The sequence below is a fragment of the Pseudoalteromonas sp. Angola-4 genome, from assembly GCF_028599265.1.
Classification (GTDB): domain Bacteria; phylum Pseudomonadota; class Gammaproteobacteria; order Enterobacterales; family Alteromonadaceae; genus Pseudoalteromonas; species Pseudoalteromonas atlantica.
Genome location: NZ_JAQREK010000030.1, coordinates 22,922 through 33,352, shown reverse-complemented (window position 1 = coordinate 33,352; position 10,431 = coordinate 22,922). Strand labels below are relative to the sequence as shown.

Annotated in this window: 15 protein-coding genes; 9 read left to right on the top strand and 6 right to left on the bottom strand. The window is 37.2% G+C overall.

Annotated elements, in window-relative coordinates:
* Window positions 1-314 precede the first annotated feature (314 nt).
* From PSH48_RS20065 to rph, 3 genes are read right to left on the bottom strand one after another with little or no spacing between them, the layout of a single operon-like run.
* Window positions 315-698 (bottom strand): diacylglycerol kinase, encoded by a 384-nt coding sequence (locus PSH48_RS20065; protein ID WP_273612236.1) that lies wholly within the window; start codon window positions 696-698, stop codon window positions 315-317.
* Window positions 699-756: 58 nt separating this feature from the next.
* Entirely contained in the window at window positions 757-1,401 is a 645-nt protein-coding gene (pyrE, locus tag PSH48_RS20060) for an orotate phosphoribosyltransferase (protein ID WP_273590023.1), read from the bottom strand.
* Between the two features lie 12 nt (window positions 1,402-1,413).
* The gene (gene rph, locus PSH48_RS20055; RefSeq protein WP_004588248.1) at window positions 1,414-2,127 is read right to left on the bottom strand and encodes a ribonuclease PH; all 714 of its coding nucleotides are present in this window, start codon (window positions 2,125-2,127) and stop codon (window positions 1,414-1,416) included.
* A 163-nt stretch (window positions 2,128-2,290) separates the two neighbouring features.
* Between rph and PSH48_RS20050 the strand changes: the two genes are divergently transcribed.
* From PSH48_RS20050 to PSH48_RS20010, 9 genes are all read left to right on the top strand, one after another.
* Window positions 2,291-3,151 carry a YicC/YloC family endoribonuclease gene (locus PSH48_RS20050; protein ID WP_024032427.1) on the top strand — a complete coding sequence of 287 codons (861 nt, stop codon included), beginning with the start codon at window positions 2,291-2,293 and terminating at the stop codon, window positions 3,149-3,151.
* A 182-nt stretch (window positions 3,152-3,333) separates the two neighbouring features.
* On the top strand, window positions 3,334-4,584 hold the full coding sequence (locus PSH48_RS20045) for a tyrosine-type recombinase/integrase (protein WP_273612235.1): 1,251 nt from the start codon (window positions 3,334-3,336) through the stop codon (window positions 4,582-4,584).
* The gene (locus tag PSH48_RS20040; RefSeq protein ID WP_273612234.1) at window positions 4,577-4,939 is read left to right on the top strand and encodes a hypothetical protein; all 363 of its coding nucleotides are present in this window, start codon (window positions 4,577-4,579) and stop codon (window positions 4,937-4,939) included. The genes PSH48_RS20045 and PSH48_RS20040 overlap by 8 nt, the downstream gene beginning before the upstream one ends.
* A gap of 7 nt (window positions 4,940-4,946) precedes the next feature.
* A complete protein-coding gene (locus PSH48_RS20035; RefSeq protein ID WP_273612233.1) occupies window positions 4,947-5,735 on the top strand; it encodes a hypothetical protein in 789 nt (262 codons plus the stop codon).
* Window positions 5,736-5,883: 148 nt separating this feature from the next.
* Complete coding sequence (locus tag PSH48_RS20030) at window positions 5,884-6,093, top strand: helix-turn-helix transcriptional regulator (protein WP_164521644.1); 210 nt, start codon at window positions 5,884-5,886, stop codon at window positions 6,091-6,093.
* Window positions 6,090-6,317, top strand: a complete 228-nt coding sequence (locus PSH48_RS20025) for a helix-turn-helix transcriptional regulator (RefSeq protein ID WP_273612232.1) — start codon at window positions 6,090-6,092, stop codon at window positions 6,315-6,317. The genes PSH48_RS20030 and PSH48_RS20025 overlap by 4 nt, the downstream gene beginning before the upstream one ends.
* Before the next feature lie 196 nt (window positions 6,318-6,513).
* Window positions 6,514-7,419, top strand: a complete 906-nt coding sequence (locus PSH48_RS20020; protein ID WP_273612231.1) for a YagK/YfjJ domain-containing protein — start codon at window positions 6,514-6,516, stop codon at window positions 7,417-7,419.
* 151 nt (window positions 7,420-7,570) lie between these two features.
* Window positions 7,571-8,119 carry an HGGxSTG domain-containing protein gene (locus PSH48_RS20015; RefSeq protein ID WP_273612230.1) on the top strand — a complete coding sequence of 183 codons (549 nt, stop codon included), beginning with the start codon at window positions 7,571-7,573 and terminating at the stop codon, window positions 8,117-8,119.
* 80 nt (window positions 8,120-8,199) lie between these two features.
* Window positions 8,200-9,435 carry a hypothetical protein gene (locus PSH48_RS20010; RefSeq protein ID WP_273612229.1) on the top strand — a complete coding sequence of 412 codons (1,236 nt, stop codon included), beginning with the start codon at window positions 8,200-8,202 and terminating at the stop codon, window positions 9,433-9,435.
* A 31-nt stretch (window positions 9,436-9,466) separates the two neighbouring features.
* Here PSH48_RS20010 and PSH48_RS20005 read toward each other — a convergent pair whose 3' ends face one another.
* From PSH48_RS20005 to PSH48_RS19995, 3 genes are all read right to left on the bottom strand, one after another.
* The gene (locus tag PSH48_RS20005) at window positions 9,467-9,592 is read right to left on the bottom strand and encodes a hypothetical protein (RefSeq protein WP_273606960.1); all 126 of its coding nucleotides are present in this window, start codon (window positions 9,590-9,592) and stop codon (window positions 9,467-9,469) included.
* A 1-nt stretch (window position 9,593) separates the two neighbouring features.
* The gene (locus PSH48_RS20000; RefSeq protein WP_167330986.1) at window positions 9,594-9,743 is read right to left on the bottom strand and encodes a hypothetical protein; all 150 of its coding nucleotides are present in this window, start codon (window positions 9,741-9,743) and stop codon (window positions 9,594-9,596) included.
* A gap of 186 nt (window positions 9,744-9,929) precedes the next feature.
* The gene (locus PSH48_RS19995) at window positions 9,930-10,382 is read right to left on the bottom strand and encodes a hypothetical protein (RefSeq protein WP_273612228.1); all 453 of its coding nucleotides are present in this window, start codon (window positions 10,380-10,382) and stop codon (window positions 9,930-9,932) included.
* Between the last annotated feature and the right edge of the window lie 49 nt (window positions 10,383-10,431).

Below are 10,431 nucleotides of genomic sequence, written 5' to 3'. Positions count from 1 at the left end.
AACTTTATCTCGCTAGGGCTGCGCATCTTACGCTTTCCTATTTTTTTGTCAACACTTAATTTTGTTAAACTTGAAAGTTTTTAAAACTAAGTTTTACTCGACTCACTAAGTAGCTCGTGCCTCGCTAAGCGTTGCTGTCTGCCGTCTCAGTGGGGTCGCATTATAGGGAGATCCGAAAACAGATCAACCCTTTTTTGAAGAAAACTTGAAATAAATGACTGTTCGCTGAGTATTTGAGCTAAATGCGCTAAAAACACAACATAACTAGCACTTTATTAACATTTTAGGTGCATTAATTGGTTTATATAGAGGGTTTACTGAAATAACTTGATATACAAACTAGCACCCCACACGATCGTAAGGATCATTAATGAGAGTGTTACCGCTGCAGATCCCATATCTTTTGCACGCCCCGATAATACATGGCGCTCTGTACTTACGCGATCAGTGAGCGCTTCTATTGCTGAATTAAGTAATTCCACAATCAATATGATCAGTAATGTACTTACTAACAATGCCCAATGTAATACCGATGAAGCTAGCCAAAAAGAAATGGGTAGCAAAATAATGCTAAGTAGCAACTCTTGCCTAAAAGCCGCTTCTTCTATAAAGGCCGCTTTAAAACCAAGGTACGAACAATACGTCGCTTTAAATATACGCTTTACACCAAGGCCGTTAGGTTTAAATACATCTTTCATTATTAGCTCTATTTACTGTGGTCAAAATAAAGCCCCGCAATTGCGAGGCTTTTTTTAGTTAGGCAATACCGTATTGATCTCGGTATGCTTTGACTGATGCTAAATGCTCGTCCATTGTACCTTGACTCTCAAGGTAGCTAATAAGATCAGCTAATTTTACAATAGAGATCACTTTGGTATTAAAGTCGCGCTCAACCTCTTGAATAGCTGAAAGCTCAGCTTTGCCTTTTTCTTGGCGATCAAGTGCTATTAGTACACCACTTAGGTCTGCGCCGTTATCGGCAATGATTTCCATAGATTCACGAATTGCAGTGCCTGCGGTGATCACATCATCCACCAGCATAATTTTGCCCGTTAATGCAGAACCTACTAATGTACCACCCTCACCATGTGCTTTTTTCTCTTTACGGTTAAAGCAATAAGGTACATCTTTATCATGGTGATCTGCCAGCGCTACTGCGGTAGTGGTTGCAATAGGAATACCTTTATAAGCTGGGCCAAATAAAACGTCGTATTCTATTGCGGCGTCTTCAAGAGCTGATGCATAAAAACGACCCAAACGTGCTAAATCACGTCCTGTGCTAAAAAGGCCAGCATTAAAAAAGTATGGGCTTGTACGACCTGATTTAAGGGTAAACTCGCCAAATTTTAAAACCTGCTTTTCTAAAGCAAATTCAATAAACTCTTTTTGATAATCTTTCATTGGGGTACTCGCTTATGCTAACGCTTGTTTTTGAACGTCAATAATTTCACGGATTGAATGTTTAGCCAGTGTAAGTAGCTCATCTAATTCGTCGAACGAGAATGGTTCGCCCTCTGCGGTACCTTGCACTTCAATAATTTTACCTGTTTCAGTTAAAATTACGTTCATATCGGTTTCGGCTTCAGAATCTTCAAGGTACTCTAAATCACTAATTGGTTGGCCTTTATAAATACCTACCGAGATAGCAGCAATCATGTGCTTAAGTGGGTTTGAGTTGATCATTCCTTTAGCGCGCATGTGAGTAAGTGCATCAACTAAAGCAACGCATGCACCACTGATAGATGCAGTGCGTGTTCCGCCATCAGCTTGAATCACATCACAATCAATTGTAATGGTGTTTTCGCCAAGCGCTTTTAAATCTACTGCAGCTCTTAATGCGCGAGCAATTAAGCGTTGAATTTCCATAGTACGACCGCCTTGTTTACCACGTGCTGCTTCACGAGCATTACGCGTATGCGTTGAGCGCGGTAGCATACCGTATTCAGCGTTGATCCAACCTTTACCTTGGCCTTTCATAAAACGTGGTACACCTGCTTCAACCGTAGCAGTACAAAGTACTTTGGTATTACCAAACTCAACAAGTACTGAGCCTTCAGCGTGTAATGTGTAATTACGTGTAAATGATACCGGTCTAATTTGGTTAGGTGTTCTTTCGCTTGGACGCATTGACGATCCCCTTAATTCTGAATTTGCGACATTATAAGTGCATGTGCAGGTAGATGCCATGCTGATTGTAAAATATTCAGCGTAATAAATTTTCTCTAGAGGTTAAGCAGTGTTACGGTATAATCATCGCAATATTGTATTAATAAATTTTAGGAACTTATCCATGATCCACAGTATGACTGCTTATGCGCGTCGCGAAATTAAAGGCGATTGGGGCACTGGCACCTGGGAAATTCGTTCAGTAAACCAGCGCTACCTTGAAACGTTTATTCGCGCACCAGAGCAATTTCGTGGCATGGAGCCGGTAATTCGTGAGCGTTTACGTAAAAATTTGCAACGCGGTAAAGTTGAAGTATTTTTAAAGTTTGTTGCAAATCCAGCACACGTGGGTGAGCTATCAATTAATGAGTCACTTGCTGAGCAACTAATAAATAGTGCTAAATGGGTGCAGCAACAAAGCAGTGGCGACATTAACCCAGTTGATATACTGCGCTGGCCTGGCGTAATGGAAGCACAGGAGCTCGATTTAGATACCGTTAATAAAGCACTTATAGCGGGCTTTGACCAAGTAGTTGAAGATTTTAAATCAGCTCGTGGCGATGAAGGCGCAAATTTAGAAGAAATGATTGCCACTCGTCTTGATGCCATACTTGAGCAAGTTACTGTAGTAGAAAGTCACTTACCAGAAATAGCAAAGTGGCAGCGTGAAAAGCTTAATCAAAAGCTTGAAGACTTAAAAACCGACATTGACGAATCTCGCCTTGAACAAGAGCTTATTTACCTTGCGCAAAAGCAAGATGTTGCCGAAGAACTCGACCGCTTAAAATCGCACGTAAAAGAAACTAAAAAAATTCTTAATAAAGGTGGCGCCTGTGGCCGCCGTTTAGATTTTATGATGCAGGAGTTTAACCGCGAAGCAAACACCCTAGCCTCTAAGTCTATTAATAGTGATATTACTAATGCAGCTGTAGAGCTAAAAGTGCTCATTGAGCAGATGAGAGAGCAAATTCAAAACATAGAATAGCGTTTTAGCCTGTTTCACCTTGTTTATAACTCATTAATAAGCCTAGATTTTTCTAGGCTTTTTGTTTTCTACCGTTCATACTAGCCCCCTATTGTACGTGTCCAAGTGGTTACCAAAGTGGTTACCAAACCGCTTGGTAACCACTTTCTATAATCCTTGGTAACCATTTTTGATGTAACTCAATGAATGTAAAAGAAATCAAAGCAAATATTAAGAGCTGTAAAACGCTTAGGTTTAGTGTTGGTGACAGCCTTTATATAAAGCCTAGCAAAGATAAAAAAAGCGGTGCTTGGGAGCTTCGATACACTATCAATAATAAACGCCACTTTATGACTCTAAAAGGTAGCAACTTTCCAGACAAGACATTATCTGACGCTCGAATTGAAGCAGCCTTAATAAATAAGAAAATTAAGAATGGTATAGACCCACTTGCCGAAAGAGTAAGACAGGGACAAGAAACTATCATAACAATGAACGATCTATTTAATGACTGGTTTAAAGATAAAAGTAAGGAAGTAAAAAATCCTCACTTGCTCGAAAGACAATATACTAAAGATATAAAACCATACATTGGTAAGCTCAAAATTGATGATGTAAATGCACGTGATATTAGGGCTATTATAAAAGAAGTTGTAAATGATGGCCGTCCCTCTATATCTACAAAGTGCTTAAACCTATGTAAAAATCTATTTAAACATGCACAAAAACTTGATCTCACAAAGTCAAACCCTGCTGCAGCTTTTAGTCAGAATGACGCTGGGGGGCAAACCAAAAGTAGAAAAAGAGCATTAAGCCTGCAAGAAATTGAAAGTACATTTGATGTACTCAGAGAGAATTCGACTGTTTTTACCAGAGATAACTATTTAGCAATGGTATTACTTCTTGTATTTGGTAACCGTAAAACAGAGGTCACTCAAGCAAAGTGGGAAGAATTTGATTTTAATGAAAAGATTTGGAATTTAGGCACAAGAAATAAAAAAGAAGTTTATATTCAGATTCCTATTGCTGACGAAGTCATACCCATATTTGAAGAGTTAAAAATAAAATCGTGTGGCTCCGAATACGTATTCCCAGCAAGAAAAGTTAGCAAAGATGGTCATATGTGCGAAAACACTTTAAATCATGCCTTAGCTAAAATGTTTGGCAAAAGTATTAGCAAAAAATCATACCCTAACCTACTTGAGCCTAGAGGCATTAAGCACTTTACTATCCATGACTTAAGACGAACATGTCGTAGCTTATTCGCTGAACTTGGTTATGAAGGAAACGATGTAACACGTTATCTAAATCATACTATTAGTGGTGTTGCTGGCATTTACAACAGATATGACTATTTAGGTGAGCGAAGGAAGCTTGCAAGTATAATGGCAAATCAAATACTTCCTAGAGCCAAGATATCAATGGTATCAAAAGGAATTAATCTAAGTGAATAAATTTAAATTATTTCCAAAATGTATACCGCGAGAAGGTCTAAAGATTCAATCACAGCCATTTTTGGTACATGCTCAAGCGCTTGGAGAGATTGATGAGGATGATATTAATTATGCTCAGTTAGAAGAAATCGCTTCACCTGTAGGTATTGAATACTTTGTAGTTCACGACCTAAGGCGGTCATGCCGTAGTCTTTTGGCGCAATTAGGAGTTCCTGATAATGTAGCCGAGCGCTGTTTGAATCATAAGATTAAAGGGGTTGAAGGAGTATATAACCGATACGATTACTTTGATGAGCGACAAAAAGCGCTAAATGAATTAGCAAACCTTGTTATACCTTTAATTCAAGATAATTGAGCTTATTATGACTGCTTCAAAAACAGCTCCTATTACTGGCGTTACAAATAATGGTAAAAAGCAGCAGATTGAAAATCTAAAGAATATGGTTTTTCCTGAGATGCTTTTTAATCAGTTAAACAGTGACACCCTAAAGCAAGATAATCATTTAAAAGTGGCCTTAGAATCTTTGTACTCAGGCATTGAGCTTCTTAAGTTAATCAAGTACCGAGTTGAAAAGCTAAAGACTAATAAAGAGCTATTTCCTAAAGATGAGCACACAATGCTTAGAGAAGTTGATAACGAGCTAAAAAATCTTTCTAATACTCTGAGTTCATCTTACAACTCTAGCGAACATCAGCTAAGTGATGCTTTAACCAGTGCGCTTCTTATCGGCTATCATGCTGGCGCTCATGATATGAGAGTTAATCTGGAAAAGCATGCTGAGAGAGGTTTCCAAAAAGGTGTACTTGATACGCAAGCTGGTGGAATAAAAACAGCAGCAAAGACTGACTCTCTCAAATCGCTCATATTGGAAATGGCTAATTACCTAGATTCAGTCGGAGATTACGGTAAACTATCTAAAAAGATTCTAGCTCAAGCGATACATCCTCTTATTTACGATTTCTATATTAAAAATAAGGAACTGGAGTGCTTTCATATATTCAAAAGATGTGAAGACACTGAAGCATATATCAAAAAGAACTTGCATAAGCCTAAGCTGATAAGTGCAAAGGGTAAGGCATACCCCATAAAACTCAGCCAGTTGCTAAAGAAAAAATACAACACTGCGGAAATTAGAAATAAATTAAAATAATTTATTCTTAAATTTCAGTTAATAACAGTAAAAAAGAGCCCTACCCACTTAGTGAGTAGGGCTTTCCTATCCCTATATTCTTTCATAATTCTCCCATCAACAATGATGAACCGGAGAAACCAATTTGAACCAGCTAACAACACCAACAATGCAATTTACTGACCGCCTAGTCAGAGAAGCAGAAAGAGCCAAAATAACGGCTGTCTCTCGAACCAGCGCTTGGGCTTTAGAAAAAAAAGGCCTCTTTCCGAAAAGAAGAAAGCTTCATGCCGATAGCGACAGAGTTTGTTGGTTATTAAGCGAGCTTTTAGACTTTGTAAAATCTCGCGAAGTAATAAATATGGAGCGACCTCAATGAACAAGAAAAAGCCACCAGATCTTGCTATGTATATTGACGATGCTCGAATGATTAAAAAGCCTGAATTGCAAAAGCTTCTTAACATCAGTAGGTCAACACTTGGAAGATGGATAAAGGCTGGCCATTTCCCCCCACCAGCTCATGTAATAAATGGACGGTCCATGTGGCATTTTCAAGATTATAAAAATTGGCTAGCTAATAAACACTCAAAAGCAGGTAAATAAACTGCTTTTTTTTGGCCTACTGATGACGCACTTTGAAACAAAATGATCAGTAAAAACACGCTATTCAACAAACTAAAAACATATCTTAGTTATTATTTTAAAAGGGCTTTTATCTGTAAAGCGCCTATCCACTAATAGCGGATATTAAATAATATAAGAAAGATACCATTAATAACTAAAGCAAATAGATAGAACAATGACCTTTAAAATATCAACAACTAACTCAGTAAACTTTATATACAAAGACCATAGCTACAGAGTATTCAAACCAAAGACAAAAGGCCAAGATCTAAAAGCATTAACTAAAGTGTTTAAGCATTGTGAATGTATGCTTTCTCACTACTCTAAAGTACTCGTAGCAAGAATAGACCTAAGTACTAAATCTTATTCTATTAATAATCAGGCGTTCTTAAAATTTATTAAAAAACAGTTTTCGATACTTACAAAACAATATAACTGCAAAGTAAGTTACATATGCGCTAGAGAGAGAAATACATCTTCAAATCATCATTATCATTTAGCTGTGTTGTTAAGCGGGCATAAAATAAATCATAGCAGTAAGTTAACCTACCAATTAAAGCATGCTTGGGAATCTGAAGGCCTAGGCTCAGCCTCACTGGTCAAGCACCCATACTACCTAATGCACAGGGGTAATAAATTCAGTATAGAACCAGCTCTATACCGCTTAAGTTATTTTACTAAACGTGCCACAAAAGAAGCTAGCATTAAGGCTCATAGCTACTTATTTAGTAAACTTGAATACTCAACAGAGCACGTTGATAGACGCTTTAACGATATGCTACTTGTAAATCCAGCTATTACATACCAGCAAAATAAAGAAGCGGCTCTAATAAACCTAGATAACTCAGAGGCTGGTGGTATCAAATTACTAAAAAGGTTATCAGGTATAAGCAGTACACAGCTAATACAATCTAAACTTCATCGTTCATTGCAGTACAGCGATCACCCTAATCAAGTTAATAACGCTGAAGTACCTTTGCAGCACTCTAAGAACCGAAGTATACACATGCAAAGTGATCGATCACCTTACGCGAACAAACAATACAAAGCGCTACTAAGTGTCCGCTTTACGCGGCATTAAAATATCATAACCCATTGATTTATATGTTCACCCCATGATGGTAAGCATATAAATATTCGATTTTAAAAACTTTAAAGAAAATGGATTTTCAAAAAACAAACCCTATGAACCGAAAGTTCACCGAACATGATCGATCATAAAAAGGCAAAAAATGAGTAAGTTTGATTTAGACAGTCTACCCAAGTGCGGAGCCAAAACACGTTCAGGTAATCCCTGCAAGCGCCTAGGCAACAAGCGAAATGGTCGTTGTAAATTGCATGGAGGTCGCTCTACAGGTGCAAAAACAACCGAGGGTAAACTTGCTGTACGAACCAATCCCGTTAAAAATGGTTTTGGATGGAACCTAATGAAAGGCTATGACCCCGTATTAATAGAAGACTCTCTTAAAGCATACATTCAATTGTGCGATATAGTTGGGCAGAAAAGTATTAACAACTCCGAGGTGAACAATCTAGTATCACAATACAGGGTAGCGTTAGAATGCTTTAAATATCGTATTTGTGAATACTATGGCGCAGAGGCCTTTATTATTGTTCAATCAGCACTTGATGCGTATTACAAAGATACTGATAGTCAGCATCTTCATTTTCATATACATACCGAGGTTGTCAAAGCCCCCTACTTCCACCAGCAAATGAGTGAAGCAAAAAAACAGTTTTTACTTATAAAAAAAGGGGTTTTATCTAAAAGCTTCCTATGAAGCAGCAAATCATTGAATTTTATAGGTAATAACGTAAAGTTTGTAAGAAGTTATATGGTTAGCTTAATAAAGGACTAAATATGCTCAAACCTAATGAAGGTAGCAAATATGTATTTAAAAATATTCATTTTAAAAGTGTGTACCTACCCCCTCTAAATGAAGTCGCCCAGCTATTACACTTACCAAGTAACATTAGTGGCATGATTACTCATGCCCAATCATTTTATGATTCTGACTTGTCTGTCAGTCAAAGCTCTATATTTCATTTATCAAGTCGAGGAGTAGGCAAGCCAACATTTAAAAAAATTTATACATGGTTTAAGTCTCTCTCTCCGAATATAAATGAGGTGTTCAACCTCAAAGTATATAAAAAAACAACTAGAGCGATGAAGGTTACCTCTAACGCGAGTACCTACTACTCATGCATATATGGATTTAACGCCAGTAAAAAAAGTAACAAAAACGACAATGAATTAAACCTATTAATAGATTGGTTAGAAGCTCGATCTCAGTTTGACTACTTAATGATGAGTGAAATACATAACAAAGCGAAATCAAAAAGTATTGATAAGAAAAGCCCAAAAGATATTTGGCAGTTACAAAAACCATACTGGCAATCCCATAGCTTAGTGCCACGGCAGCAACTCAATATTATTAATGAGTTTTACAATTCAGATAAAAAGCGGGAAGATTATACAGAAGAGGATGGCCTAGCTCTTATTGAAGTAACGTACCACTTAATATTTGATTTCTATTTATCCGCCATTGCAAACTATGAAGTAGGTCTTCACTCATACTACCGTAGGTTAGATGAGAACTATAACCCCAAAAAAGGCACTAGCTTTTTTACAAACGTGCTTAATACATTAATTGAGTCAGATGAATCTAATGGCTGTTTCGACTCAGTGTTAATAGAACTAAAAGAGCTAGTATCCTCAAACGGCAAACCTATGACTTGGAGAAGGCTCGCTAGCTTTATTCCTCTTAAAAAGTTTCCCTCAGATAATCCCAACAGCGGAGAGTCTTTAAATGATAAGCAATACAAACAATTAAAAGATTGGCGAAATGGAAAAAACTTACCTTCATTTTTAAAGTTAGAGGAGTTTATTAATGCAGTCTTTGATAAGCACGGAAATTACGACTCTTTGGCGCTAACCGTATACTTTAGAATTGCTAGAGCTATAGATACAAAAATCCAAGAATGCTATGAGCAAGCTCACAGTGAAAAAACGATACCTATTTTCAAGACAGTGATTGGTCAGTACCCTTCTTATTTCAAACACTATACAGATACAGTAAATAAAGCAGCTACGTAATTACACAGCTGCTTTAATGTAGAGTTTGAACCTAATCTTCATCGTCCAAAAGATCTTCCCAGTCATCAGGGCGTTCATCTTCTCCTCTGCTTTGCCAATAAGCATCATGCTCTGGGTTTAGCTGCTGTGAGCGGTTGTCATCATCATGTTGAGCCATGTTATTTTTTCCCTTGTTGATTTTTGTTTGCAGCTCTAGCTGCACGAGCAGCAAAACCATTTGAATCAACGCCGCCACCATTTTGCTTTGCTTCATTTCTTTGTATACGGGCCAAAGCATCGGTAGTCATAGGGGTTTCTTTCTTAGTCATTCTTATCTCCAAAAATAAAATTTATTGTTAGGTGCTCCTAACAACGAAGAGAATAATGCCAAATTAAATTAAGGTTGAGATGGGGGGGAAATAGTGTAAATTTAATTTTTTATAAAAATATATTTCTTAGGCGCCTGTAGCATTAGTAATTTAGAGTTAGCTGAAAATATAAATGTGAAAAGGTTGCTAAGATAGCGTCAAAAATAAAATAATAACAACTAACAATGCTTGCACACTTATTGAAATATATAGAACTTTAGTCAGTTTACTGACCTTCGCTGATACTGCTTTAACTTCTTGTAGTGAGCCTGAGAACTTACACTCATCATGGTGATGACCTATTTTTTTTACTGCTGTATGAGATTCAGCAAACGTAGCAAACAAACTACCTGCAGCTCCTGCGCAAGATAATAATGCTAAATCTTTAACAATATCAACATAGAAGTATGCCATTGAATTTTCAACAATATTCAAGTTTGGTAATAAGTGCTTAGGTAACATAACCCCAAACCATATTGCTATAAACATAAGTAGGAAAGCTTTTTCATCTAATCGTCTTTTTGACATAACAGCCAATGCAAAAGAAAAAATATAACTAGCGATTAAGCAGAGCATGCTAAAGAAGCTAATTTTGTTCATTATACTAGGGCTAAGGCCCTGCTCTAAAAAATATCCTTTGTATATATTT